This is a genomic window from Bradyrhizobium sp. NAS96.2, from assembly GCF_001908235.1.
Taxonomy (GTDB): Bacteria; Pseudomonadota; Alphaproteobacteria; order Rhizobiales; family Xanthobacteraceae; genus Bradyrhizobium.
This window is the reverse complement of sequence record NZ_LGHK01000008.1, coordinates 12,037-37,205: the sequence shown is the minus strand read 5'-3', so window position 1 is coordinate 37,205 and position 25,169 is coordinate 12,037. Positions and strand designations below refer to the sequence as shown.

Sequence of the window (25,169 nt, the reverse complement as noted above, 5' to 3'; positions counted from 1 at the left end):
ATCAAGGAAGCCAGAAGATGGTCGATATTTCAGCGGATTCCAGGAAATCAGGACTTTGGCTTCAACTCGATCAAGATGGCGAAGCCCTCATGGCTGCTCACTCGTCGTCCGATCGGGTCGAGGAATATGGTCAGATAACGGTCATGTGGACGGGCCACCCGAAGCAAAAGTCTCTTGCGTCCTTCTGCGAGAAGGTCGCCGAACAGCTCGACGTTCACGGGGAAGGGACGATGCTCCTGGTTGGACGTGAATTCAGCAAGGGGATCAAAACCGAGTTTGAGGGGCCCGCATGGCTCGATGCGGGTGCCAAGTTGGAGGCGCAATTGCTGAGGTTCGAGTGTTTCGCTACACAGCGGCCGAACCTTCCGACGTCACCGAGCGCAACCGAGCGCGTTATCGTGTGGGGCGCGTACCAGAAGCAGCTGCCGCTACCGGCCACCACGGAAGACAAACCCGATGAAGACGAGAACGTGGGCGTCAACTTGCCCTTGTCCCGCCTACTGCCGCTCGAGGCCGATCTGTCGACGCTTATTGCTCGAACACACCGGTATCAAACTGACGTAGGCACAATCCGGGCAGCTCTGCGTTCGCTTCACGAATATCTTTTGCCGCGACCGCAAGCCAAAATCATGGCCGCATAGTGAGGTTGAGATGAGTGCCCAGGAACAGTACGGAAAGCTCCTCGTGAAATCGTTCGTTGCGGATGCAAGCGGCAACGAAATCTCTAACATTCTCGTCGGATCAAATTCAGGTTCGTCCCGCCACGTTGTGGAGGTGGAAAACTGGAGCACGGTACCCTACGACGTCGAGGTCGAGGTCATCTTGCCTCAGGGGCAGCGCCGACTGTCGTTCGATGGTTCGACAGACAATTGGCGGGCCGAGATTGATTCGCTGGCGGGGGGTGAGAACGACCAGGGCGAAAAGGGCATCGAGGCGAACGGGGGCTCCACAGGCAAGGAGCGCGTTCATTGCTCGGCGGTGAAGTGGAAGAAAGCCGGGCATCATCGCTGGACGTTGGCCACGCAACATCTGCCCCTGAGCCTGGTCGTCAGCGTTGATTGAGGGCAGCCTCAGCGAGCCTGCTGAAGCGACGAAACCAGGTGCGCGGCAGCTGGAAGGTACAACGGGGCACGAGCGGGCTGGTAGGCCCAGCGACTTGACCGCTTTCGAGACTTGGAGCACCCCACAAGAGCTGGGCGGTCCAACGCCGGCGCGATGACGACGACAGCTAGCGTCAATCTCCTCAACGTCCTGGCGACGGTCTTCGTATCGCACTCCCACGGAAGTAAAGATCGCGCACATCCTACCGCTGGAAGTTACGCCGATCGGATATTCAGCTTCCGGCTCGGTGCGATTGCTCGTGCCCTGGCTGGTCGTTTCACTTCGTTATCTCCGGCGTGTCGAATAGATCTGGGCGTAGCTGATAGAGCTGATCTGCCGATGTGCCACCGCTATGCTTTGCCACATTGGCCGCCAGACGCAGCGCGGCGAGGTTTGCTTCATCGGGCGAAAATCCCTTATTTTTGAGAAACTCAAAAACATCCTCGTCCTTGTAATCTTTCTTCGGCATCATATTGAGCAGCTCCCGCTCCCAGAGGTGGTAGAGCGAGATCAAGAAGGCTTGGCGGTAAATGCGTTGGACACCGTCCATCTTAGGAAAAGCCTCCCCCGGCCCGCTCACCCCAGTCGATAACCAGGTTGCCGTCCTCGTCTTCTTCTATCAGTTGCGCGGTTCCTGCATCGACACGGTTCTCGAGTCCTTCCATTTGTTTCTCAAGTTCCTTGAGCTCAGGGTCCGAAGCCTCTCGCGCCGCCCGGTGGGCGCGACGGAGTCCGCCGAGTCGGTAGTTGAATAAACAGCCCCACATGTCGGTCTCGTAGGATTGAGAGGGATGAGTTCATCGGTTACGTCCAACGAATAGATGTTGTGGCAGAGGCCAGTGCAGACGACGCTTCATCAGACGGAAAATGCCGCCTGCCCGCGATGAGAGGTCGTGGGCCCACACTTCGCAACAAGGCGGGGGCGGCCTTTAGGCCTCAGCCCGCGCTTGCCGAAGCAATGAATGCCTTGATGTCCTCCGTCAGCCGAAACCATTCACGATTGGCGCGAGACGCCGCAAAGCGGGTGTGAAGCTCGCGCTCGAGGGATTGAGTGCCGGCAATAGTCAACCGAATGGTCGGCTCGACATGCGATGCCGTCCGGAGTGACCTCAGGCGGTGCTCCAGACACTTGGTAAATCCGATCTTCACAAATTCCGGATTGTCCGTACTGATCAGGTAGACAACCGCAGCTGATGATTTCACCGGATGGCTGTAGATCTCGTTGATGACACGGACGCATTGGCGGCGGACATCTTGATCGAAGCAATCCGTCCGCTCAGGTCGTTCCCGTGGATAGCCATAAGCCACGCGCGCCGCGACCGTCTTCTCGTGAGCCGCCGGTTGCGTGACGCCGCTCGCAAGCTTGGCGAAGGCGTCTCGCGAGGACATGACGGTGGATACGGCATCATCGATCGACGTGATCGCGCGTTGCTTCAATTGCCCGTCGTCAAATACCTGGCTCTCGTCACTGCACCCGGACTCTTCGGACAGCTCCTGATCCATTTCGCTAGGATCGAAGCGCCCAGCCAACCATCGGCGCGCGGTTTCCTTTTTCGCCTTACCCAGCAACTGCTTTGCCTTTGACCGCGACATGTGCCGCAGATCGTCGTTGTCGCAGAGGATGACCCAGTCTTCCGGCAACGAGAAAGGCGCGCCAAGATGCTCCAGTGTATCGGCCAGTGCTTGAACCGCTTCCGTCACTTCCGGCATCGTGCAGCTCCATGCGGGCGACAGACCCATTCGCCGCCGACAGCGGAATCTAGTGAGCGGTCCGCCGGATGCCAGTGCGTAAGCCGCTTTTGAGGCCCTTGGCTGGGGATAACCGACGAAAGACCGAGAGCACCATCCACGGTGCAGACCAGATCAGGTCATCGCCGCGATGGCGCGCGCGGCGTTCGGTTCGGTGAGGGCGGCCAGACTGAGCTATGGAGTTGGCGGCAATCCGTCAGGATGAATCACGACGTCATGTTCCGTTCAACCGGTGCGGGAGATCAGAAAGCATCGCGAAAGGCGATGAAAATCCGTCCAACGAAACGTCCAACATTTTGTGCAACAAAACGTCCAACACAATTTCCGTGACGGTATTTAAGTGTATGAAAAATTTGGTGTATTCGAGGTTCCGGGAGCGGGTGAAGCGCTCCACTTTGACCTCTTCACCCGCTCCAAAACTCTTTCCTCATTAGAAACAGGCGCTTGCATCCGCCGATTTTCCGGCGGGTCGGAAAGCATCAGCTTGCCACGGCGGGCAAGCCGACGATGGGATCATCGCTCAACGGCGCGATGGTTTCCAGCGTCATGTAGCGTGCCCGTTGGACAGCCCATTCGTCATTCTGCTCGAGCAGGATCGCGCCAACCAGGCGAACGATGGCGTCTTCATTGGGGAAGAGGCCGACCACCTCGGTTCGCCGCTTGATCTCGCCGTTGAGGCGCTCGATCGGATTGATTGAGTGCAGCTTGGCGCGGTGCTGAGCCGGGAAGCTCATATAGGCGAGCACGTCGGCCTCGGCCTCATCCATATGAAGACGGCAAGCTTGGGCAATTTGGGACGGAGCTGGTCGGGGAAATTCGAAGGCTTATGACCTGAAGGTCATAGGTTCAAATCCTATCCACGATTTGAACCTACTCGCGGATCATTTCCCGCCGGCGAGGAATTGTGTAAGAATGTTGGTTTCTGGCGGACTATAGAGATCCGACGTTCCGAGTTAGGCTGCTCTCCGGTATGAAAACAGGGGTTCCGAAATAGTGGGTATCGCGATGTAGCGGACCCCCGCTACCATGCGGCACGATTTTCCACCCTAAACTGCGATTTTCTACGATGCCGTGCCCTCGATGATAGCGAAGTCGAGCTTCGTGGGCTGTTCGTTCCACCGTCGCCGATCTCCCTTTCGCTCGGCAGACTTCGCCAACCTTGCAGCAAGTAGGTTTAAATCGCCTCCCCGTAATCAAGTCGGTCAGAAGCCCCAGCAATCTCAAAGATTTGCTGGGCTTCCTTTTTTTCGGGAAGTTGGGCGCAATAGTATCAATGACTTGGCTTGCAGGTTTAAATCACCCCGCAACCGGTGACGAATTGCTGAACTTGCTCGAGTGCGGGGGCACTCATCGGGGTGTAGCGTGTCTGGAGCATCGCCCCCGACGATCGCCCTTGCACGAGAGATTCGACAGTTGGCCAGCAGTTCTCATCCAGCCGACAACACGAGCGCGCCGGCCATGACCTGTGACCTCTAGAGACAAGCCGCGGGTTTCGAAACCTGCCGACCTTCAGGACTCAATAACATCGTCGCGGACCTTGCCTGCGCAGTTGCTGGTTCGAATTTGATTCAGATCAAGCACAACGCGCTTCCATGTTCTGTCTTTCGTGCGAGATCCCGGATCAAATGGGGAGCGCCGTGGAAGCCAAGACGCACGCCTTGAGAGCCCTCAGCGCGCTTTTTTCTGGTGCCCGCGTAAAGAGCCGGAATGCCCCGCATTGCTGTCTGGATCTGCTCGGATCGACGATGCGACGTCACGGTGATCGCTCGATGACGGCTACCGCACTCGTCTCGAACATCGCGGTCGCATTGTTCGCGCCGAACGGTCTCGCGATGGAATTTTCCCGTGTCCCTGGCTGTTTCGGAGATGTCTTGAAGCTCACCGGAGATATTCGGGATGGGGATTTTGTCCGATTTCGCGGTTATCTGTCCGCAAAGCGCCGGATCGTTGGCCTCGATCTCGATTCCGGAGGTGGTTCTCTCGACGAGGGTTTCCGGATCGCCGTGCTTGCGCGCCAGAAGCGGATCGCCGCTTACGTTTCGGGGGAATGCGACTCGGCGTGCGCCTTTATATTTCTGGCGAGCAGGAAACGTTACGTGGCGCCAAATGCCAAGATCGGTGTCCATTCGGTTTCCAACATTCATGGGAACGAAGACAATGGAACGCTTCGCGACACGATCAAGCTTGCGAGGTTATCGGCCAAGCTCCGCATCCCTCCAGCGGCGATTGGCATCGATCGCATCACCCGCACGGCGACTGCGGAATCAAAGAGCTCCATCTGCGGCACGGAGCCCTCGAAGAGCGCGTCGGAAGGGGAACGTCCGACGCCGAATACCGCAGGCTCGAAGGGAAGCTAGACCAGGATTTTCGCCAGGCAAGATGCGGAGCCCGGCCTACGCGGGTGCGCGCCACGAATATGTTGATTGTCTGCTCGGGCGGTTGCGGCGAGGCCGCTCTTATAGCCCAGTTGGGTCAGCCAGCGTGCCGCATGTGAACCGGATTGTTTGGCACAAGTTGCACTGGTCCCGCGGTTCCACCGTAATCTATACTGACAAGCATGGGGCACGGCAGCGACAAGTCTTGGCGGTTGCGTGGAGCAGGCCAGCAGGCCAGCGCTCGCAATTGGCTGCGTCATTGGCTTGAAGTGGTCGACGGCGATGTCGGCTTCAGGATCGTGGTCATGTCCGCAGGGATGCTGTCGAGTGTGGCGATCGCCTTTGGATTGCTGTCGTCCTGATCACCCTCCTGTCTGAAGTTGAAGCAGCTATCTTGGTCCTCTAGCGTCGGAGGAATTGCGCACGCGCGAGAGCGCGGCCTTCGAAAGACCAGTAGTGCTTCGCCTCACAAGCTGCGCGTAATCCGCGTGATGCTGAAATCCGTCGTATTCAGGTGCTTCGGCCGCGAAGCTCTGGCAATATGAGCACCATTTCAACACGACACGGATACTCCCGGCGGCAATGAATGCGTTTCAGATCAGCTGCAAATTCGAACGGGCGTCGAGACCGTCCGATGGCAAGTCCAGGTGTCGGGGCCTTCGCCATGATCGTCCTGATTGGCTGCGCGCAACAGACGGTCGCACAGCCGCTGACGCCGTTCCGGTATGAAGCCCAGGCTCAGCGGCATTGTCCCGGCGATACCGTGGTCTGGCTCGATTTCCGCCGCGGACGCTACTACCTCAAGGGCCAGAGCCGCTATGCCAGGGGCTTCGATGGCAGCTACGCGTGCAGCAATGAGGCGCGCGAGAGCGGCTATCGGCGTTCGTTGTTCGGGCTGCGGTGACGTCACCGAAGGCCGGTATGAGATGGCCTACCAGCCGTAATAGCGCGGTTGGTAGTAGCCGTAGCCTCCGCCGGGCGGGCAATAGCCGTATCCGGCGCCATAGCCGTAACCATATCCGGCGCCGTAATAGGGATACCCGCCATAGTAAGCCGAGCTCGCGATGGCTCCGCCGACGATCGCACCGGGAGCGGCGGCACCCCATCCGCGATAACCCCATCCGCGATAGCCTCCCCAACCGCCGTAGCCTCTCCAGCCGCGATAACCCCAACCGCCGCCGCGCCAGCCGCCCCAGCGCACCTGAACGGCGGCATTGTCGACCGCGCCTTTCATGGCAGCGAGGTTGGTCGGCAGCGGGGCCGCCTGGCCCGCGCCGAAGCCGGTCGCGCTCGCCAGCAGGATCAGCGCCAGCAAAGTCTTGGTGTTCTTCATAGCGTCCTCTGCAGTCGTCTGACACAGGCCTGATCATCGAACGGCACCCGGATCGAGGCTGCTTCCGGATCGTGCGCAGCCGAGCCTGTCGACCCGCAGCCGGCTGAAGCTTGATTTGAATCAAAGTGCGGACGCGTCACGCTTGATCTGAATCAGACGATTGGCAGGTGGACGGCACCGCTTCCCACTCGCCTGATGACACTCAATCGGAAGCACATTCTTGAAAACCTTGCGCCAGCTCGTGACCGGAGACGAGTTCATCCAGCTCGCAATTCGCCTCGCATTACTGGCGCTGCTGATCACCTGGTCGTTCGTCCTGATTCGGCCGTTCGTGCCGATCCTGGCCTGGAGCGTGGTGCTCGCGGTCGCGCTCTATCCCGTCTTCACCTGGCTCGCAAAGATGCTCGGCGGCCACACCGGCATCGCGGCCCTCGTGCTGACCTTGATCGCGCTGGGCGTTGTGATCGGGCCGGCGACCTGGCTCGGGATTGGAGCGGTGGAGGGGGTGAGGGAGCTCGCCGGACAATTGAGCGCCGGGCACGTTGTCGTGCCGTCGCCGATGCCCGAGGTCAAGGATTGGCCACTGATCGGCGGTCCACTCTATGATCTCTGGGATCGGGCGTCGACCAATCTACGCGTCGTGCTTCGTGAGGTCGTGCCGCATCTGAAGCCGTTGGCCGGGACCTTGTTTGCGTTTGCGAGCAATGCCGGGGTCGGGATGCTGAAGTTTCTACTGGCGGTCGTCATCGCAGGGTTTCTGTTTCCGCATGGCGCGCAGCTTGCGGCGGCGTGCCGGAGCTTCCTGTCCCGCATCGTGCCCGAGCAGAGCGAGCATTTCCTCGACCTTGCGGGCGCGACCATTCGGGCAGTCTCCCGGGGGATCATTGGCGTCGCCGTCCTGCAGTCACTGCTGGCCGGCATTGGCTTCAAGCTGGCCGGAATTCCGAGTGCGGGGCTGCTGGCGTTTGTCGTGATGCTGCTGGCGATCGTGCAGATCGGGGCGGCGATCGTGCTGATTCCGGTTATCATCTGGCTCTGGTCGGCCAAGGACTTGACGACGGCGCTCGCTTTGACGTTCTTCTTCCTGGTCGTCGGCGTCCTCGACAACGTGCTGAAGCCGCTGGTCATGGGGCGGGGCCTGACCACGCCGGCGCTCGTCATCCTGATCGGCGTGATCGGCGGGACGCTTGCCCACGGCATCGTGGGCCTGTTCATCGGCCCGATCATTCTGGCGGTTGCCTGGGAGTTGATCACGGCATGGATCCGGGACGACCGCGCCCGGCTGGCGGGAGAGCGATGATGTTGTTTCAGCTCCTCGTGGGATCGGCGGTCAGCGCGATCAACATCGTGATCCATTCGCTGTGGACCGTTGCAGCCATCGGGTGGCTTCGCAACGTCGCCTTGACCGCGTCCGGCCGGGCGTGGCTACAGCTCAGCGGCGTGATGGTCGCAACTGCGCTTGCGCTGATGCTGGCTCACACGCTTGAGATCGTGGTGTGGACTGTGGCCTATTGGGTCCTCGGCGCAGCCCCCGATGGCAGCAACCTGCTGTATTTCGCCTTTGTGAACTACACCACACTCGGCTATGGCGACGTCATCCCGGTCAAGCAGTGGCAGCTGGTCGGACCGATGGCCGCCATGAACGGCATTCTCATGTTCGGCTGGTCGACCGCGGTCCTGTTCGAGGTGCTGCAAAAGACCATTGAGCGCCAGGCGGCGTTCGGCAAATCCCCATAATGCCGGTTAGTTATCCAGCCTGGACAGCTGGTCGCGGTCGACCAGCATGATTTCGCGCTGATTTGAGGCAAGAAAATCAAGTGCTCCGTAGGCGTGCAGCTTGGACAGCGCACGCGATACGGTCTCGAGTGTGAGCCCAAGATAGTCGGCGATATCGCGCCGGCACATCGGCAAAGCGACGACGCCGACCCCGGTCAGCCGGCGATCCATTTCGAGCAGAAACGCGGCGACCCGCTCCAATGCGGTCTTGCGACCGAGCAGCAGCATGTGATCTTCGGCGTGTCGCAGGTTACTGGTGGTCATGATCAGCAGGTTGCGAGCCAAGGCGAAATCGGAATCAGCCACCCGTTCAAGGCTTGTCCGCCTGATCAGGCGCACATTGGTGTCGACGATGGCTTCGGCGGTGAAACGGTGGGTGTCGGCATTCTCCAGGCCGAAAATGTCTCCGACGAGATGAAAGGCGCCAATCTGGCGCCGTCCGTCGCAGAGGAGCTTGTAGCTGCGGACTGCTCCCGAAACGACCTGGTAGACGTACTCCGCCGGCTCCTTTTCCCCGTAGATCTCGGTGCCCTTCCTGTAGTGGAATTCGCTGGTGATGCAGTTGGCGTGCTGGGCGGTCAGCCCGCCGAGGATGCTCGGTATATTGGCCGGTCTGACATTGACGCGAGCGAACATGGACCAACTCTCTTGGGTAACGACTGTTGCAGCGTCGGCGGCGGCTCGAAATGCTTGTCCGCGCGCAATGTCTACGACAGGGCCCGGCCAGTCTCTATTGGCCCTGAGGTCATTGTCCCAAAGGACAGGGTGCGCGAAATGCGGCAATTTGTTCGCAATTGGTGTGCACAGTCTTAGATTACTTTTCAATTTTCACGACGATAACCGGGTGCTAGGCTTTCAACCCATTGATCTCCGGCTCCGAACGCCATGGGCAGTGCAATTCGGCTCTCTGGACTGATCATCCTGCTGGCTATGTTATTCGCACCGGCTGGGCTCCGGGCGCAACAGATGCGCCCACATTCCATGCTGGTGCTGGACCAGTCCGACCGGCGTGGGCCCTTCTATTACCAGGTGTTCGTTGGCCTGAGGGACGCGGTGAGCGCCCACGGCCACGCGCCGACCACCGTCTACACGGAAAGCGTGGATCTCAATCGCTTCGGTGGTGAGGCCTATCAGGAGGATTTCCGACAGTTTCTCCAGGCGAAATATCGCGATCGGCCGATTGGCGTGGTCGTTGCTGTCGGCGCGGCCGCGCTTGAACTGGCACTGCGCTGGCGCCCGCAGCTTTGGCCTGACACGCCGATCGTGTTTTCGCTGGTCGAAGAGGCTGATTTCAAGCGAATGCGACCGCCGGCCTATGTCACCGGCGGCATCGTGAGCTCGAAGCTCTCGGATGCCGTCACGGCCGCCCGCGCCGTGGTGCCGGACCTCAAGACTGTCGTTCTCGTTGGCGCCGACTGGGAGCGGCAAGTTCTGTTTCGCAATTGGAAAGATCAAGCAGCGGCCGGCATTCCGGGCCTCGACATTATCGAGATCATTGGACGTCCGATGCCGGAGATCGTTGAGCGGGTCGCGGCGCTCCCCGACCATAGCGCAATCATCTACACGGGCCTCTATAGCGACGGCAAGGGCAACTACTATCCGCCCTCGGATGCCCTCGCATTTGTCGCGGCAAGAGCCAGTCGCCCGATTGTCATCGCGGCAGAGACTTTCCTCGAAGCCGGCGGCATCGGCGGATTCGCCATTGTCCCGTCCCTGATCGGCGCCGACGCAGCACGAAGGGCGCTGCGGATATTGGACGGCGAGGCGCCGGAAAGCCTGCCACCGTCGGTCATCGATGCCGTAAAGCCGATCTTCAACTGGCGGCAGATGCAGCATTGGAACGTCAGCGAAGCCAACCTGCCAAAAGGCAGCGAAATCCGCTTCCGTGAGCCGACCATCCTGGAAAGATATCGCTGGCGGGCGGTCGCCCTGGTCACGGCACTCCTGGTTCAAACCACGCTGATTGCATTCCTGCTGCACGAGCGGTTCATGCGGCGCAAGGCCGAGGTCGAATCCGGCAATCGCCTGTCTGACCTCGCCCATATCAATCGGCAGGCGACTGCCGGAGAACTCTCGTCCTCGATCGCCCATGAGCTCAACCAGCCCCTGGGCTCGATCCTCACCAATGCCGAGACCGCGGAACTGATCCTCGGCTCGCCGAGACCTGATCTTCAGGAGGTGCGGGAAATCATTTCCGACATCAAGCGCGATGATTTGCGTGCAAGCGAGGTCATCCGCAGGATGCGCAGCTTGCTGAAGCGTGCGCCGTTCGAGAAAAAGGACATCGATCTCAACCAGACCATGCGGGAAGCGTTTGACTTCCTCAAGCTGCAGGCCTCTGCGCGCAACGTCGCAATCTATCTGCAGACCTCACCGCAGACCCTGCGGGTGAAAGGTGACCCGGTGCAGCTGCAGCAGGTGATCCTCAACCTTGTGGTCAATAGCATGGATGCGATGGCCAAAATGCCCTACGGACGCACGATCATCGGCCGGACCGAGCTCAACGGAGATGCGTCGGCGGTGATTTCGATCTGCGATTCCGGTCCTGGAATTCCCCAGGACAGCCTGAACGATATTTTCGATCCGTTCTTCACCACGAAGGAGCAGGGCATGGGCGTCGGCCTGTCCATTGCACGGACGATCGTTCTGGCGCATAGCGGCCAGCTCTGGGCTGAGAACCAGTCCGGCGGAGGGGCGGTATTTCACCTTTCGCTGCCGCTGGCGGCATAGTGCGTATGGGTCTTGTTTGAGCAGGCGCAAGGTTCGATTTAGACCAACGCGGTATAGTTAGATCGCCGTAGATGATCATGCTATGAAGAGCGGCGGCGATTGGAGTGAGCGGCAATGCACGCTTACGTGCACATAGTCGACGACGATCCCTCGTTTCGCAAAGCGCTCGAGCGCCGGCTCAAGCTCGCGGGCTATCGTGTTGGCACGTACGCATCCGCCAGGGAGCTGCTCGATCAATTGCCTGACGACGGAGAGGCCGGCTGTATCCTGCTCGACGTGCGCATTCCCGGAATGAGTGGTCCGGAGCTGCAACGCCGTCTCAACGAGCTCGAGTCGACGCTTCCGATCGTATTCCTGACCGGGCACGCCGACACAGCGACCACCGTCCAGGCTATCAAGGCGGGTGCCGAGGATTTCCTGACCAAGCCGATCGCATCGGAGCAGCTGATCGAGGCAATCACTCGCGCCGTCGCGCGGCACGAACTGGTCCGGGACCAGAGAACCCGGCTTGACTCGCTCCGCGCGCTGCTCGCGAAGTTGACCCCCCGCGAGCGGCAGGTATTCGACCTGATCGTGTGCGGTCGGATCAACAAGCAGATTGCTCACGAGCTTGGGACGACCGAGCGCACGATCAAGGCGCATCGGCACCAGGTCATGGAAAAGATGCAGGTGCAGTCCCTCGCCGAGCTGGTTTCGATCGCCGAACGGCTCGGTGCGCGCGCGTCCGGTGGCGAAGTCAAGGCTTGATCCACCGGCAGCGCTGCCGTTCTTGTCCCATGGTACAATATGAAAGCTGTGTGACGGGGCTTATCTCGGCTATTGGCCGCGACAAGGTTGCGTGCCGATAGCCGCTTGACGTGTTCTTCATCCAAAGGCGGGTGAAGGTAGTTCAGCAACAACGTGGAGGCTTCCGGATTTGCCGACCGCGAAATTCGTTTTCGTTGTGGACGATAATCCCTCCATGCTCCGTGGAATCGGACGGCTGCTACGGGAGTACGGATTTGCATCCAGGCTGTTCGAGACTGGAAGCGCGTTGCTGAGGCATGGCAGCTTTGAAGGCGCCATTTGTCTGATCTTGGACATCAATCTCAGCGATGGCTCCGGGATCGAACTGCGGCACCGCCTGGCCGATCAGGGCATCGAGGTCCCGGTCATCTACATCACCGGAAACGACAACCCGGCGACACGCATGGCAGCGATGGCATCGGGATGCGTTGCCTATCTGACCAAGCCGTTTACCGCCAATTCGTTGATCCAACCGATCGAGCAGCTCCTGGCCGGCGTCGCCTAGCGATCGCAGGCGCCAATCATTCGTCGATGGCCTGATCGAGAGTCAGCGCGGGTGCGCCTTTGCGGACGGTCGCAAAGCGGTCAAGCGGCACCGATGTCGTCACCGTCAGAATGCTGGTGTCGACGACGTCAATCGAAAGCGCCGTTCCGCCGTCCATTTCCTCGAGAAGCTTGGGATCGGCAACATCCGCCGCGATGCACATGTTAGTCACGCACCACGTATAGGGCAGGCGATAGGCCCCCTTCTGGTCGACCGATAGCTTGACACCGGCCTGCAGATACATGCCGACCGGCAGGAACAGCTGGACGCGCTCGCTGCCGTCCTCGCGCTCGATCAGGTCGACGCGAACAGCGGTCTGGCCGGTTGCGAAGGTGCCGGTGATGGTCGTTCGGCACAATGTCTTGGCGCCGGCGGCGTTGAAGCAGAGCTTTCGCCACTCGCCATATTTGATGTCTCGTGCCGCGCGCGCTCCCCGCGGGGCCACTTCGCCACCTTCCTTGGTCGCGGCCGGCGGTGAAGATGTCTGCTGGCCGTTGGCGGCACTGATGCCGGCTGCGAGCAGCAACAACTTTGCCAAGATGCCGTATCGGACCATGGAAGCTCCTCCAGCGCGGTCGGCCGCCTAGCGAACCCCGACCAGAAAGCGCTCGACGAATGGCGACCAGATGGGAATGGAATCGGGAGAGCCGATCAGGAAATGCCCCTCGTCGCCGAATGGCGGCAGCAGATGATACTCGGCACGGCCGCCGGCGCCGTGAAGGCTTCGTACATCCGCTTGGACAGGGCCGGCCCGAAGAACGTGTCGTTCTCGATGTAGAACCACAGCATCGGTATCCGTGAAGTGTGGCCAAACGCGCCTGTCGCTTCGACCAGTTTGTCGGGAGCGCAATTGTTGTTGGGCTTGCCGTCGACACGGCCGCCGCGGCCCGCCGCGAAGGTGATGATGGCCTTGACTTGCGGTGGATTGAGGCTCGACAGCGCGATCGCCGCCCAGCCGCCGGCCGATTGTCCGACCACGATGGCGTCGTTCGGCACGATGCGCTTCTCGGCGGCCATGTAGTCGATGATCCAGAGATCGACCTGCGCAACGGCGAGGCCCGCATCGAGGAAATTCGGATTGGTGCATTTGCCGATCTTGGAGAAGAACGGGCCATAAAGACCGCGTTCGGGAATATCGATGGCCGCTGCGCCATAGCCGGTGCCGACCGGCGCCACGACGAGAAAGCCGCGCCGCGCGAACCACATCGCGGCGTCGCGAAATTCGACCAGCGGGAAGAAGCTGCGATCCCTCGCATTCAGCGAGACGCCATGGTTCATGATGACCAGCGGGAACGCGCCGTCGCCGACCGGACGGACCAGATAGGCGAACATGGGGAGCGGGAGCGGCAATACCCAGATCTCTTCCTGGATGGGCCGGGATGAGCCTTGATCGCCGGCGCGTGCCACAGCGATCAGCCCAAGCAACAGAAGCGCTGCCGTTGCGAGGGTCCGTAAGCGGTGCTGACGCATGCCATGCCCTCCAACGGTCATCGAGCTGAGCAGGATAGGAGCCACCTCGCCGACCGCGAGGCCTTGACCTGAATCAACGTGTATCCGCTTGGTCGGCGCAACCACATGCAGTCACTGCGGCTTCATACGGCGGGCTTGATGTCGATCCACGGGAATGTGAGTGGGGCGAACTGGCCCGCTGACTAACGTGCATCCTGGCTCGTCCCGATCCGGCTGCGGCTTGACTTGGATCAAAGGGAACGCCGGGCGCGCTTTCTACGATTGGACAGAGCCAGCGCCAAGATCGGGAGACTCTCATGGCAAGCGAGGCGAAGCCGGCACAGCAGCGCATCGACCAGTTCTTCTCTGGACCCGGCGGACGCGCCGACAATTGGCGCGATCTGGTCGAGGCGGCAAAGGTGTGGAGCAGGAGCGGCGACCGTACGGCGTATGACGCGGCGCTGTCGGCGCTCGCGGTCACGGAGGAATTTCACGGCTATCCGGGCCTGCATCTGATGGCGGCATTGAAGGAAGCCGCCGCCTCGTCTGGCGATGCTGCCACGTCGCTGGCGCTGTCGACCCGGATTGCCCAGGCCCTGCAGACCCGCTCGTTCCGCCAGCACGCCGGCGACTGGAGCTCCGAGGGCGAAGGCGACAACGGCGTTCCCGATCTGCTGCCGCCGACATTCGGCAGTCTGGCGGCGCGCCGGCCGTATTTCGAAACCTTGATCGTCACAGGCGTCGCGGCCCAGAGCTGGCCAGGCCTTTGCGCCGAGTGGCGGAAGCTGCGGCGGCAGGTTGACGCCTTCATCTATGAACCCGTGATCGTCGGCAGCCTCGAGGACGCATTCTGTGCGGCGATGTTGAACCCCAACATCGCGGCGGTGGTGATCAATGAAGGCTTTGGTCTGCACTCGCGCCACGATGCGCCCGTGCTCCGAGCCATGATGTCAGCAATAGGCATCAACAATGAAGCCGACGCGTCTGCGCTAGGGCTGGCCCACATCCTGAAGCGGGTTCGCCCGGAGCTCGACATCTACCTGATGTCGAACCGCGATGTGGAAGCGATCGCCGGCAACCCCGAGGCCGACGTGGTCCGCCGGGTGTTCTACTCGGTCGAGGATATCCTCGAATTGCACCTTTCAATTCTGGAGGGCGTGCAGGATCGCTTCGACACGCCGTTCTTCGACAATCTGAAGAAATATGCGCAGCGGCCAATCGGTACCTTCCACGCGCTGCCGATCGCGCGCGGCAAGTCCGTCTTCAAGTCGGACTGGATCCGCGACATGGGCGAATTCTACGGGTTGAACCTGTTCCTTGCCGAGAGCAGCGCAACCACCGGCGGCCTCGACAGCATGCTGGAGCCGACCGGCAACATCAAGAAGGCGCAAGAGAAAGCCGCGCGTGCGCTGGGCGCCGACCGTGTCTACTTCGTGACCAACGGCACCTCCACGTCCAACAAGATGGCGGTGCAGGCGCTGCTCGGCCCCGGCGACATCGCGATCGTCGATCGCAACTGCCACAAGTCGCACCACTACGGGATGGTGCTGGCCGGCGCGCAACCGCTCTACGTCGAAGCATTCCCGATGACCGAATATTCGATGTACGGCGCGGTGCCGCTGAAGACGATCAAGCAGGCGCTGCTGAACGCGAAGGCGGATGGCCGTCTTGACCGGGTCAAGATGATCGACCTCACCAACTGCACCTTCGACGGCCACATCTACAACACGCGGCGGGTGATGGAGGAATGCCTCGCGATCAAGCCCGACTTGATCTTCCTCTGGGACGAAGCCTGGTTCGGCTTCGCGCGCTTCTCGCCGTTCCTGCGACGGCGAACCGCGATGGGCGCGGCGAACGAGATCGAAGCCTGGATGCGCGATCCCAAGTCGGTTGCCGCTTACGAGAAGCAGCAGGCCGAGCTCGGCAAGAACCCCTCGGACGAGGTGCTGCTCGAGACCAGGCTGATTCCCGATCCGCGCCAGATCCGGTTGCGCGTTTACCAGACCAACTCGACCCACAAGTCGATGTCGGCGATCCGGCAGGGCTCGATGCTGGCGGTCAAGGACATCGAATTTCACACCGTCGAGGCGCAGTTCAAGGAGGCGGTATTCACGCACGCCTCGACCAGTCCGAACCAGCAGCTGATCGCAAGCCTCGACGTCTCGCGCCGCCAGATGGAGCTCGAGGGTTATGGACTGGTGGCCAATGCGATGGAGATCGCGTTCGCCATCCGCCATGCGGTCAACACCAATCCGCTAATCTCAAGGTATTTCCGCGTTCTGGGCGCGGATGCCATGGTACCGAAAGAATATCGCCAGAGTGGCTTCACCGACTATCTGGCGGCCGGTACCAATTGGGCGAGTGCCCTGAAGAGCCTGAACGACGACGAGTTCTGTCTCGATCCGACCCGCATGACGCTGGTCTGCGGCACGGCCGGGTACGACGGAACACAGTTCAAGGGTTTGCTCGCCAGCCGCTACAACATCCAGGTCAACAAGACCTCGCGCAACTCGGTCCTGATCCAGTCCAACATCAACAACACGCGGAGCGATGTTGCGCATCTCGTCCGGGTGCTGGCTGAAATTGCCGGTGAGATCGATCGTGGGCTCGCCAAGGGCGGAGCGACCGCCAGGGTCGATTTCGACATGCGGGTCAACAGCCTGATGAAGGATGTTCCCGACCTGCCGAACTTCTCGCATTTCCACGCCGCCTATCGCGGCGATGCCGGTACGAAGACGAACGAGGGCGACATTCGCGGCGGGTTCTACTCGGCCTACGATGCCGCGGGGTGCCAATACATTCGCCTGAACGATCCCGAGATCGACCGGCGTCTGAAGAGCGGACCGGATCTCGTCTCCGCGAATTTCGTGATCCCTTATCCGCCGGGCTTCCCGATCATGGTCCCCGGCCAGGTGATCACGCAGGAGACCATCGATTTCATGCGCAAATTGGACGTGAAGGAGATCCATGGCTACGACGCGGCCGAAGGCCTGAAGCTCGTGACGGCCGAGGCGCTGGCCAGGATGGGCAAGCCGCGGGCGGCCTCGCCGAAGCTCAAGGCTGCATCATAGGGAGAAGCGATCACGCAAGGCACCGTCACATTCCAGCGGCGGTGATCCTTGCGCGACAGGTTCGTAACGCAACCGGTTTCTGGAGGGAAGACATGAGGAAAGTGGGTTTGATCGGAGCTGTTGCTGCGCTGGTGATGGGATTGGCTGGTTTCAGCACGCCATCGCTGGCCGAGACCGGCTCAGTCGCCGTCATCTTCACCAAGGGTGGTTTCATCGTTGGTGTCGGAGGCGGCGAGGGCGTGTTGACGCTGCGCGGCAAGCACTATCCGTTCACGGTGTCGGGCATGAGCGTCGGCTTCACGATCGGGGCCTCGACCACCAAGTTTGTCGGGCGCGCCATCAACCTCAGGGGGCCCGCCTCGCTCGAAGGCTCCTACAGCGTCGCAGGCGCCGGCGGTGCGATTGCAGCGGGCGCCGGCGGCGTGCAATTGCAGAACGCCAATGGCGTGATCCTGCAACTCAGTGGTCCGAAGGTCGGCGCCGAGGTCTCGGCCGCCGTGGGCGGCGTTTCGATCCGCCTGAAATAGTCTGAAGAACGAGGCCGCGCGGCAGGCGCGGCCCCACCTTCAGTAACGTTCCTCGACGAACTTCATTCCGCGCAGACCGGCCTGATCGTTGTAGCGGCCTTTGGTTGAGCGCCTGGGCAGCTTGACCTTGTCGCGCTTGATCCGGCCGTGAGGAATTGTCTTCAGCAGGAATGAGATGCAGTTCAGCCGCGCCCGCCGCTTGTCGTCGGACCGGATCACGTTCCATGGCGCGTGCTTCGAACTCGTCGCCTTGAACATCAGGTCGCGTGCGCGGGAGTAGTCGTACCAGCGCCGGTAGGACTCCGTGTCCATCGGGCTGAGCTTCCACTGGCGCAGCGGATCGTCGATCCGAGCCCTGAAGCGGCGTTCCTGCTCATCCATCCCGACCTCGAGCCACAGCTTGATCAGGATGATGCCGCCCTCGATGATGTATTGCTCCATCTGCGGGCAAAGCGAGAGAAACCGTTTGTGCTCCGCTGCCGTGCAGAACCCCATCACATATTCCACGCCCGCGCGGTTGTACCAGCTGCGATCGAAGATGACGATTTCCCCGGCCGCCGGAAACTGTTGCATATAACGCTGGATGAAGAGCTGGGACTTCTCGCGATCGGACGGCGCGGGCAGGGCGACGACGCGAAACACGCGCGGGCTGACCTTCTCGGTGAGGGCCTTGATCGTTCCGCCCTTGCCGGCGGCGTCGCGTCCCTCGAACAGGATGATGACCCTGAGCTTGTTCGCCTGCACCCAATCCTGCAGACGGCAGAGCTGGACCTGGAGCTTCTGCAGTTCCTCTTCATAGTCCTTGCGCTTCATCTTCTCAGCGGACTTGTCTTTCGCCATGGATATCCCGTCCATCGTTTGAGCTAGTCGCCCCAGGCAATGACGATGCCGATGTCGCCAGGCATGCCGCCGGGGTAATCGACGACCTGGTAGCGGATGCGGTAGCCGCGCGGCTGGAGGTAGTCCGCCCAGAGCTGGTAGATCTCCTTGGGAATTCCTGTCAGCGTCTTCTCCCAGCCGGCCTCCATCTGATTGATGGCCCGCCCCTTGTCGGTGCACAGCGAGTTCGGGAAACGATAGACCTGAACTTCGCTCAGGCCGTTGCGCACCGCGCGCTGAATCACCGTCGATGCCAGCTTGACCTTCTCGTCCTCGGTGAGCCCGGAGGGCTTGCTCAGCCGCTCGATCAAGGCGAGCTTTTCGGCTTCGATGGCGGCTGCGCGCTTTGCGTGCTCCTCGGCCTTTTCGGCGTCCTTGGACGCGGCCTGCTTCTGGATCTCGTGCGCGTTCGGGATCAGGTCATCGATTTTGTCTCGCATGGCTGGGGACTCCTAAGCCCGCTCATCCACCTTGCCCCGAAAACGGTAGGGACGAGCCGATCGGCTTCCTTGATCCAGATCAAGCAAGCGCGACAGGATCGTCAGCATCGTCGATCAAGATTCACCTGCGGCTATATTGCGACCGGAGACTTGGCTTGGGAGACTTGGCTTGAGCGAACAGATGCATCCGCTGGCTCCGCATCATTTGCCGTTTTTTATTCCCGGCGCCGACGGGTCGGACACCCTGACGGTTGTGATGGGCATTTTTCTTGTAGCTACAGTCTTATGGGTTGGCACCCTTTACTGGAAGCTGCACAGCCTGCCGGAGCGCATGGCGCACAAGTCTCAGAAGCTTCAGTTCGAGATCGTCGCCGTCCTCGGCCTGATCTCGCTCTTCACCCACATGCACATCTTCTGGATCGCTGGCCTGCTTCTGGCACTCATCGACTTGCCGGATTTCGGCACGCCGATCCGCAGCATTGCCGATTCCGTCGAGCGTATCGCCGATGCCACGCCGAGCACGCCTGCTGACGAGTCCGAAGTACCCGGCGGCGGTCCCGACGTTCGGGCACCGGCGAAGCAAGTGGTGCACAACCATGCTTGAGCTCATGATCTGCTCGTTGGTGACGATCCTGCCGGATTATCTCTACCGCCGCTATCGGCAAGGCAAGCGGTTCGGCAAAGAGATTACGTTCTTCTCCGTCTGGTACGAGCTGAGGTGGGGTATCACCGGCTGCCTGATGCTCACGGTTTCGCTGATCACAATGATCTTCTACTTCCATCCCTCGACTACCTCCGCGGCGCTTTACTTCAGGACCGTGCCGATCCTGCCTGAAGGGTCCGGCCGCGTTGTCGAGGTCAATGTCGACTTCACCGCGGCGGTGAAGAAGGGGGACGTTCTGTTCCGGCTTGATAGTTCGAAGCAGGAGGCTGCACTCGAGACCGCCAAGCGAAAGATCGCCGAGGTGGATGCGTCGTTAACCGCGGCTCAGGTCGACGTCGTGAAGGCGGACGCTCAGATTGGGGAGGCGAAAGCCTCCTTGCAGCAGGCCAAGGATGAGCTTGAGGTGAAGAGCGAATTGCAGCGCCGCAATCCCGGCATTGTGCCGCAACGTGACATCGAGAAGCTGCAGGTTCTGGTTGATCAGCGGCAGTCCGGCGTCGATGCAGCCAGTGCCGCTAAGGAGTCGGCGACGTTGCGCGTCTCCACGCTTCTGCCGGCCGAGAAGGCGAGCGCCGAGGCCGCGCGCGCACAGGCGCAGGTTGATCTTGACAAGACCTTCGTCCGAGCAGGCGTTAACGGCCGCGTCGAGCAATTCCTCGTTCGCCCCGGAGATCTCGTCGCCCAGATCATGCGGCCGGCCGGAGTCATGATACCCGAAGAAGCAGGCCGGAACCGGCTGCAGGCGGGGTTCGGGCAGATCGAGGCCCAGGTGATGAAGCCCGGCATGGTCGCGGAAGCCACTTGCATGTCGAAGCCCTGGGTTATCATTCCGCTGGTTGTCACCAGCGTGCAGGATTTCATCGCCGCCGGCCAGTTTCGGGCCAGCGAGCTGTTGATCGACCCGCAGAACCTGCAACAGCCAGGTTCAATCCTCGTGTTCCTCGAGCCGCTCTACAAAAACGGCCTTGACGGCGTGACGCCGGGCAGCACTTGCATCGTCAATGCCTACACGAGCAACCATGACGAGATTGCCGATCCGAAAACCAGCGCGTTGAAGGGCTTCGCCCTGCACGCCGTCGATGCGACTGCCCTCGTTCATGCATTGCTGCTTCGGATCCAGGCTCTGCTACTGCCGATCAAAACGCTGGTGCTCAGTGGCCATTGACGGGCGCGAACAGGGAGGCAGCAGATGAATCTGGATGGCAAGTTTCGCGCAATCGTGGTGACGGGTATGATCTTCGCGCTACCGGATCATGCGCTCGCCTTCGATCTCACAGGCGCCTGGGCGACAAGTGCCGAGCAATGCCGAAAAGTGTTCGTGCACAAAGGCAGAGCGAACCAGCTGACCTTCTCGAACTTCTCGGGCGTCTATGGCGGTGGATTTATCGCCGAGCCCGATCGCCTCCGCGGCAAGTTCGAGAACTGCAAGATCAAATCGCGCAAGGACGATGGCCTGAATATCAACATCATCGTCGGTTGTGCGTCTGGAATCATGGTGTCGAATGTGCAGTTCTTCCTGAAGGCCGTCGACGACGATACGATTACGCGCCAGTTCCCGGGCATCGAGGGGATGGAGGTCAACTATCATCGGTGCAAGATCTAGCCTCTGGCTCCCGCACCGGCTCAGGCCTGTAAGACCGTTGTTGGCTGATGCCGAACCGATTGGGTGACGCGACGTGGATCCGAGCAGGTTGCCGAGGTCATTGCGCATCGCCCTTGTGGTTGGGCTTGTCCTTTTGGCAGGCGGCGCCAGCCTGTTGGGCTACCGCTGGTATGAGCGGCCGACCACCTTGACGATCGCAGTGGGTTCGCTGGATGGCGAAGCCGGCAGGCTGGTGTCGGCGATCGCCGCAAAGTTCGTACAGTCGAAAGCGCCGGTCCGCCTCAGCCTGGTCCAGACCCCGGGACCGCTCGAGTCCGCGACGGCCTTCGCGTCCGGAAAGGTCGACCTTGCCGTCGTCCGTGGCGATGTCGGTGATCTCTCGCAGGCCCAGGCCGTCATCGTATTGGCCCACGCCACCGTGCTGATGGTTGCGCCGCCCGGCACGTCGATATCCGATGTTGCGGAGCTGAAGCGCACCACGATCGGTGTGATCGGCGCCGAGGCCAATCAGAAGCTGATCAAGGTGCTGACCGACGAATACGATCTGACGCGCGCAGGGGTGACGTTCAAGCCGCTTGCCCCCGCGGACGCGCGCCGGGCGCTCGAGGCCAAGGACGTGCGGGCGATCCTGCTCGCGATGCCCCTGACCGAGAAATATCTTGCGCTGCTGCGCAATGTCTTCCCGCACACTACGCGGGCCGGCCCGGTGATGATCGCCATCGAGTCCGCCGGCGCGATCGCCGAAAAGGAGCGCGCCTATGAAAGCTTCGATGTACCGAAGGGAACCTTGCGTGGCTCGCCGCCGATTCCTTCTGACGATCTGACCACGTTGCAGACGTCGTTCTATCTGGTAGCGCAGAAGAAGCTCGGGAATGATCTGATCGGAGACCTGACGCAGTCGATCATGAATGCGCGGCGGGATTTGCTTGCCGAACTGCCGGCGCTCTCGCAGATCGCAACGCCCGATACCGACGCGGGCGCCTACATCCCCGTGCATCCCGGCGCGGCGGCGGTCTATGAGGGAACCAGGGAGAGTTTTCTCGACCAATGGGGCAATGCGATCTTCCTGACGCCGATGATTGCAGGCGCCCTTGCGTCTGTGCTCGCGGCGGCGTGGAAATTCCTCCGGTCTGCTGAGGCACCGAGCCGCAAGGAGGCGCTCGATACGCTCTATGCGCTGGGGCCTCGCATTCGGGCGGCCGGGCATGAGGCGGAACTGGAAGAGATCGAACACGAAATCGACCAGTTGCTGCGTACGCAGCGCGAGCAGCCGGTCGCGGACGACAAGGCCGAGCGCGCGGTGACGGCAGTCAACGTTGCCGCTCATCGGCTCGAGAACCTGATCCATGATCGCCGCATCCATCTCGCGTCGCAGCAGCCGGGCCAGATCGGAAGCTGAGTGGACGGACATTTTCCTTGATCTCGATCAAAGAGGGGGCATGGCCGTAGCCGATGCTGTCGGCCGTTGGTGTCGATGGAGGTCGCGATGGTCCGTTGGGGCAAGACGCTGCTCGCGGTCGTGCTGGTGTCGATGACGTCGGTCGCCGCATTCGCGCAGACGGCTGACAAGCCGCCAGCCCAAACCAGTCAGCCCGCTCAGGCCAGTCAGCCGGCCGCGGCGGCGACACAACCGGCCGATCAACTGCTGAAGCCCGAACAGCTGGAAGCGCTGGTTGCACCCATCGCGCTCTATCCGGACTCGCTGCTGGCCAACGTGCTGGCGGCATCGACCTATCCGCTTGAGGTGGTGCAGGCCGATCGATGGCTGAAGGAGCGCAAGAGCCTGAAAGGAGACGCGTTGAAGACCGAGGTCGACAAGCAGGCCTGGGATGACAGCGTCAAGGCACTCGCAAGCACCGCTGACGTGCTCGCGATGATGAGCGACAAGATCGATTGGACGAAGAATCTAGGCGATGCCGTGCTGGCCCAGCAGCCCGATGTCATGGATGCGATCCAGCGGCTGCGCAGCAAGGCGCAGGCCAACAACAAGCTGGTGACGACCAAGCAGCAGAAGGTCAGCGTCCAGACCCAGGAGAACAAGCAGGTCATCGTCATCGAGCAGACCGATCCGAACACGGTCTATGTACCCTATTACGATCCGGCCACGGTCTACGGTGCGTGGCCCTATGCTGCCTACCCGCCGTACTATTTCGGCTATCCCTCCTATATCGGTGCCGGTGTCGTCGCGGCAGGCCTTGCTTTCGGCGCGGGATGGGCAATCGGACGCTGGGGCAATTACTGGGGCGGCGGCTTCAACTGGGGCAATCGCAACGTCTATGTCAATCACCGGACCACCAACATCGCAAACGGCTGGCAGCATAATTCGGCGCATCGCCAGGGCGTTCGCTACAACAACAGCAACGTCCAGCAGCGCTTCGGCGGCAACAACAACCGAGCCGGTGTCAGCGACCGGATGAATTATCGCGGCCGCGACGGTCAGCAGGTCCTCAATCCCGGCGGCGATCGCCAGGGCGCAGATCGCGCAGGGGACCGGGGCGGCGATCGTGCAGGTGATCGCGCCGGAGATCGTGGAGGCGACCGCGCTGGCGATCGTGGCAGAGGTGGCGACCGTGCCGGTGCGGGCGATCGCGCCAAGGGTGGCGATCGCGCAGGCGCCGGCAACCGGGCCAAGGGCGGAGGCGATCGCGCCAAGGCCGCCAACCGCGGCAGTGCCGGTAACCGCGCAGCTGCGGCGAATCGTGGCGGCGGCAATCGCGGCGGCGCCATGAACGTGTCTTCTGGACGGGCAGCTGCGGCGGCGTCGGCGCGCGGGCGATCAAGTATGGCCAGCATGCCGCGCGGCGGCGGCGCAAGTTTCGCCGGCCGTGGCGGCGGAGGCGGCTTCCGCGGTGGTGGCGGAGGTGGTGGCTTCCGTGGCGGCGGCGGTGGCCGACGTTCCGACATTGCGCTCAAGCACGATATCGAGCTGCTTGGGTATGTCGCCAACGGCCTTGGCTACTACCGCTTCAGCTATCTCGGCAGCAGCAAGGCCTATGTCGGCGTGATGGCGCAGGAGGTCGAGCAGGTCATGCCAACGGCGGTGACGCGCGGCACCGACGGCTATCTCAGGGTCTATTACGACAAGCTCGGGATCAAGTTCCGCAGCTACCACGACTGGCTTGCCGCCGGCGCAAGGATTCCATTTCCGTCGGAGGCATCACGATGACAGGCTCTTCGTACTCGCCGTTGAATCGTATTGCTTCCGTCAGCATGGCTGCGGCAACGGCGCTCGCCATGCTGCTGTCTCCGGCTCGTGCCCAGCAGGGCTTCCCCAACCCTGAAGACGCGGCGTCGGCCCTGGCAACTGCCGTCAAGACCGGCACGAGCCGGGCCATGCTGAAGGTGTTGGGCCGCGATGCCACCGACATCATCGAGTCCGGCGACGATGTCGCCGACGCCAATGCGCGACAGAGCTTTCTTTCAGCCTACGACGCCAGGCATTCGATCAAGGCCGACGGCAACAAGAAGGCCATCCTGATTCTGGGGACGGACGATTTCCCGTTCCCGATCCCGCTCGTCAACAACGCCGACGGCTGGAGCTTCGATGCATCCGCGGGCCGGCGCGAAATCCTCTACCGCCGGATCGGCCGCAACGAGCTGGCTGCTATCCAGACCTGTCTGGCCTATGTCGACGCCCAGAACGAGTACGCCGAGAAGGATCGCGGCGAGGGCGTCGGCACCTATGCCCAGCGCATCGTCAGCAGGCCGGGCAAGACCGACGGATTGTTCTGGCGTGACGACAAGGATCCGAGCCCGCTCGGTGAACTCGCGGCCCAGGCCGCGGCGGAAGGCTACAAGGTCGGCGAGCAGGCCGAGCCGTACCACGGATACTACTATCGCATCCTGAAGGCGCAGGGCTCCGACGCTCCCGGGGGCGCGCTGAACTATGTCGTGAAGGGCAAGATGATCGGCGGCTTCGCGCTGGTCGCCTATCCAGCGGAGTACGGCAATTCCGGCGTCATGACCTTCCTGGTCAACCACGCAGGCACTGTCTACCAGAAGGATCTCGGCTCACGCACCGATTTCCTCGCCAAGCGCATGATCGTGTTCGATCCGGATCACACCTGGAAGAAGGTGGATCCTACGAATCCGTGAGAGGGGCTGCAATGATGCGAGGCATTCGTCCCGTTATACTGGCGCTT

Annotated in this window: 24 protein-coding genes and 2 pseudogenes; 17 read left to right on the top strand and 9 right to left on the bottom strand. The window is 61.5% G+C overall.

The annotated features are described in order from the left end of the window. The first annotated feature begins 17 nt into the window (after positions 1-17). Together AC628_RS01795 and AC628_RS01790 are read left to right on the top strand one after the other, a co-directional pair. Positions 18-641 (top strand): hypothetical protein, encoded by a 624-nt coding sequence (locus AC628_RS01795; protein ID WP_143201393.1) that lies wholly within the window; start codon positions 18-20, stop codon positions 639-641. 10 nt (positions 642-651) lie between these two features. Beyond that, positions 652-1,062, top strand: coding sequence for a hypothetical protein (locus AC628_RS01790; protein WP_074125055.1), 411 nt, complete (start codon positions 652-654; stop codon positions 1,060-1,062). Positions 1,063-1,378: 316 nt separating this feature from the next. Here AC628_RS01790 and AC628_RS01785 read toward each other — a convergent pair whose 3' ends face one another. From AC628_RS01785 to AC628_RS01765, 3 genes and pseudogenes are all read right to left on the bottom strand, one after another. After that, positions 1,379-1,651 (bottom strand): hypothetical protein, encoded by a 273-nt coding sequence (locus tag AC628_RS01785; RefSeq protein ID WP_074125054.1) that lies wholly within the window; start codon positions 1,649-1,651, stop codon positions 1,379-1,381. 386 nt (positions 1,652-2,037) lie between these two features. Continuing rightward, the gene (locus tag AC628_RS01775) at positions 2,038-2,811 is read right to left on the bottom strand and encodes a GIY-YIG nuclease family protein (protein WP_168193285.1); all 774 of its coding nucleotides are present in this window, start codon (positions 2,809-2,811) and stop codon (positions 2,038-2,040) included. A 518-nt stretch (positions 2,812-3,329) separates the two neighbouring features. After that, positions 3,330-3,658, bottom strand: a pseudogene (locus AC628_RS01765) (transposase); the annotation flags it as partial. 829 nt (positions 3,659-4,487) lie between these two features. Here AC628_RS01765 and AC628_RS01760 point away from each other — a divergent pair. Together AC628_RS01760 and AC628_RS01755 are read left to right on the top strand one after the other, a co-directional pair. Continuing rightward, positions 4,488-5,207, top strand: coding sequence for a hypothetical protein (locus AC628_RS01760; protein ID WP_143201392.1), 720 nt, complete (start codon positions 4,488-4,490; stop codon positions 5,205-5,207). A gap of 682 nt (positions 5,208-5,889) precedes the next feature. Continuing rightward, entirely contained in the window at positions 5,890-6,129 is a 240-nt protein-coding gene (locus tag AC628_RS01755; RefSeq protein WP_502689526.1) for a hypothetical protein, read from the top strand. Between the two features lie 27 nt (positions 6,130-6,156). On the opposite strand, the gene AC628_RS01750 is transcribed toward AC628_RS01755, so the two are convergent. After that, the gene (locus AC628_RS01750; protein ID WP_074125048.1) at positions 6,157-6,558 is read right to left on the bottom strand and encodes a hypothetical protein; all 402 of its coding nucleotides are present in this window, start codon (positions 6,556-6,558) and stop codon (positions 6,157-6,159) included. Between the two features lie 220 nt (positions 6,559-6,778). Here AC628_RS01750 and AC628_RS01745 point away from each other — a divergent pair, with 220 nt between their 5' ends. Together AC628_RS01745 and AC628_RS01740 are read left to right on the top strand one after the other, a co-directional pair. Beyond that, positions 6,779-7,858, top strand: a complete 1,080-nt coding sequence (locus AC628_RS01745; protein WP_074125047.1) for an AI-2E family transporter — start codon at positions 6,779-6,781, stop codon at positions 7,856-7,858. Then, a complete protein-coding gene (locus AC628_RS01740; protein ID WP_074125068.1) occupies positions 7,858-8,295 on the top strand; it encodes a potassium channel family protein in 438 nt (145 codons plus the stop codon). Before AC628_RS01745 ends, AC628_RS01740 begins: the two co-directional genes overlap by 1 nt. Positions 8,296-8,301: 6 nt before the next feature. On the opposite strand, the gene AC628_RS01735 is transcribed toward AC628_RS01740, so the two are convergent. Then, positions 8,302-8,970 (bottom strand): helix-turn-helix domain-containing protein, encoded by a 669-nt coding sequence (locus tag AC628_RS01735; protein ID WP_074125046.1) that lies wholly within the window; start codon positions 8,968-8,970, stop codon positions 8,302-8,304. Between the two features lie 330 nt (positions 8,971-9,300). Here AC628_RS01735 and AC628_RS01730 point away from each other — a divergent pair, with 330 nt between their 5' ends. From AC628_RS01730 to AC628_RS01720, 3 genes are all read left to right on the top strand, one after another. Further along, positions 9,301-11,064 (top strand): sensor histidine kinase, encoded by a 1,764-nt coding sequence (locus AC628_RS01730; RefSeq protein WP_168193284.1) that lies wholly within the window; start codon positions 9,301-9,303, stop codon positions 11,062-11,064. Between the two features lie 114 nt (positions 11,065-11,178). After that, the gene (locus tag AC628_RS01725) at positions 11,179-11,811 is read left to right on the top strand and encodes a response regulator transcription factor (protein WP_074125044.1); all 633 of its coding nucleotides are present in this window, start codon (positions 11,179-11,181) and stop codon (positions 11,809-11,811) included. A gap of 169 nt (positions 11,812-11,980) precedes the next feature. Then, a complete protein-coding gene (locus AC628_RS01720; protein ID WP_074125043.1) occupies positions 11,981-12,355 on the top strand; it encodes a response regulator transcription factor in 375 nt (124 codons plus the stop codon). 16 nt (positions 12,356-12,371) lie between these two features. Here AC628_RS01720 and AC628_RS42510 read toward each other — a convergent pair whose 3' ends face one another. Together AC628_RS42510 and AC628_RS42505 are read right to left on the bottom strand one after the other, a co-directional pair. Continuing rightward, positions 12,372-12,932, bottom strand: a complete 561-nt coding sequence (locus AC628_RS42510) for an invasion associated locus B family protein (protein WP_245320982.1) — start codon at positions 12,930-12,932, stop codon at positions 12,372-12,374. Between the two features lie 45 nt (positions 12,933-12,977). Then, a pseudogene (locus AC628_RS42505) lies at positions 12,978-13,885 on the bottom strand (alpha/beta hydrolase family protein). A 275-nt stretch (positions 13,886-14,160) separates the two neighbouring features. On the opposite strand from AC628_RS42505, the gene AC628_RS01705 reads away from it, so the two are divergent. After that, the gene (locus AC628_RS01705) at positions 14,161-16,914 is read left to right on the top strand and encodes a decarboxylase (protein ID WP_074125041.1); all 2,754 of its coding nucleotides are present in this window, start codon (positions 14,161-14,163) and stop codon (positions 16,912-16,914) included. 92 nt (positions 16,915-17,006) lie between these two features. Further along, the gene (locus tag AC628_RS01700) at positions 17,007-17,441 is read left to right on the top strand and encodes a hypothetical protein (protein WP_074125040.1); all 435 of its coding nucleotides are present in this window, start codon (positions 17,007-17,009) and stop codon (positions 17,439-17,441) included. Positions 17,442-17,480: 39 nt separating this feature from the next. Here AC628_RS01700 and ppk2 read toward each other — a convergent pair whose 3' ends face one another. Then, positions 17,481-18,281 (bottom strand): polyphosphate kinase 2, encoded by an 801-nt coding sequence (gene ppk2, locus AC628_RS01695; RefSeq protein WP_074125067.1) that lies wholly within the window; start codon positions 18,279-18,281, stop codon positions 17,481-17,483. Positions 18,282-18,304: 23 nt separating this feature from the next. After that, positions 18,305-18,760, bottom strand: a complete 456-nt coding sequence (locus AC628_RS01690; protein ID WP_074125039.1) for a hypothetical protein — start codon at positions 18,758-18,760, stop codon at positions 18,305-18,307. Between the two features lie 169 nt (positions 18,761-18,929). Here AC628_RS01690 and AC628_RS01685 point away from each other — a divergent pair, with 169 nt between their 5' ends. From AC628_RS01685 to AC628_RS01660, 6 genes are all read left to right on the top strand, one after another. Then, positions 18,930-19,364: a hypothetical protein gene (locus AC628_RS01685; protein ID WP_143201390.1), complete on the top strand. Its 435-nt coding sequence runs from the start codon at positions 18,930-18,932 to the stop codon at positions 19,362-19,364. Then, a complete protein-coding gene (locus AC628_RS01680) occupies positions 19,357-20,589 on the top strand; it encodes an HlyD family secretion protein (RefSeq protein ID WP_074125038.1) in 1,233 nt (410 codons plus the stop codon). Before AC628_RS01685 ends, AC628_RS01680 begins: the two co-directional genes overlap by 8 nt. A gap of 24 nt (positions 20,590-20,613) precedes the next feature. Further along, entirely contained in the window at positions 20,614-21,027 is a 414-nt protein-coding gene (locus AC628_RS01675) for a hypothetical protein (protein WP_245320981.1), read from the top strand. An 88-nt stretch (positions 21,028-21,115) separates the two neighbouring features. Beyond that, on the top strand, positions 21,116-22,426 hold the full coding sequence (locus tag AC628_RS01670) for a TAXI family TRAP transporter solute-binding subunit (protein WP_245320980.1): 1,311 nt from the start codon (positions 21,116-21,118) through the stop codon (positions 22,424-22,426). An 87-nt stretch (positions 22,427-22,513) separates the two neighbouring features. Beyond that, on the top strand, positions 22,514-24,193 hold the full coding sequence (locus AC628_RS01665) for a DUF3300 domain-containing protein (protein ID WP_074125064.1): 1,680 nt from the start codon (positions 22,514-22,516) through the stop codon (positions 24,191-24,193). 44 nt (positions 24,194-24,237) lie between these two features. Beyond that, the gene (locus tag AC628_RS01660; protein WP_143201395.1) at positions 24,238-25,122 is read left to right on the top strand and encodes a DUF2950 domain-containing protein; all 885 of its coding nucleotides are present in this window, start codon (positions 24,238-24,240) and stop codon (positions 25,120-25,122) included. Positions 25,123-25,169: the final 47 nt, after the last annotated feature.

Bases quoted from the DNA above. Each gene is read 5' to 3' on its own strand.
- AC628_RS01795 (WP_143201393.1), top strand. From the start codon at position 18: ATGGTCGATATTTCAGCGGATTCCAGGAAATCAGGACTTTGGCTTCAA.
- AC628_RS01790 (WP_074125055.1), top strand. From the start codon at position 652: ATGAGTGCCCAGGAACAGTACGGAAAGCTCCTCGTGAAATCGTTCGTT.
- AC628_RS01785 (WP_074125054.1), bottom strand. From the start codon at position 1,651: ATGGACGGTGTCCAACGCATTTACCGCCAAGCCTTCTTGATCTCGCTC.
- AC628_RS01775 (WP_168193285.1), bottom strand. From the start codon at position 2,811: ATGCCGGAAGTGACGGAAGCGGTTCAAGCACTGGCCGATACACTGGAG.
- AC628_RS01755 (WP_502689526.1), top strand. From the start codon at position 5,890: ATGATCGTCCTGATTGGCTGCGCGCAACAGACGGTCGCACAGCCGCTG.
- AC628_RS01750 (WP_074125048.1), bottom strand. From the start codon at position 6,558: ATGAAGAACACCAAGACTTTGCTGGCGCTGATCCTGCTGGCGAGCGCG.
- AC628_RS01740 (WP_074125068.1), top strand. From the start codon at position 7,858: ATGTTGTTTCAGCTCCTCGTGGGATCGGCGGTCAGCGCGATCAACATC.
- AC628_RS01735 (WP_074125046.1), bottom strand. From the start codon at position 8,970: ATGTTCGCTCGCGTCAATGTCAGACCGGCCAATATACCGAGCATCCTC.
- AC628_RS01730 (WP_168193284.1), top strand. From the start codon at position 9,301: ATGCGCCCACATTCCATGCTGGTGCTGGACCAGTCCGACCGGCGTGGG.
- AC628_RS01725 (WP_074125044.1), top strand. From the start codon at position 11,179: ATGCACGCTTACGTGCACATAGTCGACGACGATCCCTCGTTTCGCAAA.
- AC628_RS01705 (WP_074125041.1), top strand. From the start codon at position 14,161: ATGGCAAGCGAGGCGAAGCCGGCACAGCAGCGCATCGACCAGTTCTTC.
- AC628_RS01700 (WP_074125040.1), top strand. From the start codon at position 17,007: ATGAGGAAAGTGGGTTTGATCGGAGCTGTTGCTGCGCTGGTGATGGGA.
- ppk2 (WP_074125067.1), bottom strand. From the start codon at position 18,281: ATGGCGAAAGACAAGTCCGCTGAGAAGATGAAGCGCAAGGACTATGAA.
- AC628_RS01690 (WP_074125039.1), bottom strand. From the start codon at position 18,760: ATGCGAGACAAAATCGATGACCTGATCCCGAACGCGCACGAGATCCAG.
- AC628_RS01680 (WP_074125038.1), top strand. From the start codon at position 19,357: ATGCTTGAGCTCATGATCTGCTCGTTGGTGACGATCCTGCCGGATTAT.
- AC628_RS01675 (WP_245320981.1), top strand. From the start codon at position 20,614: ATGAATCTGGATGGCAAGTTTCGCGCAATCGTGGTGACGGGTATGATC.
- AC628_RS01665 (WP_074125064.1), top strand. From the start codon at position 22,514: ATGGTCCGTTGGGGCAAGACGCTGCTCGCGGTCGTGCTGGTGTCGATG.
- AC628_RS01660 (WP_143201395.1), top strand. From the start codon at position 24,238: ATGGCTGCGGCAACGGCGCTCGCCATGCTGCTGTCTCCGGCTCGTGCC.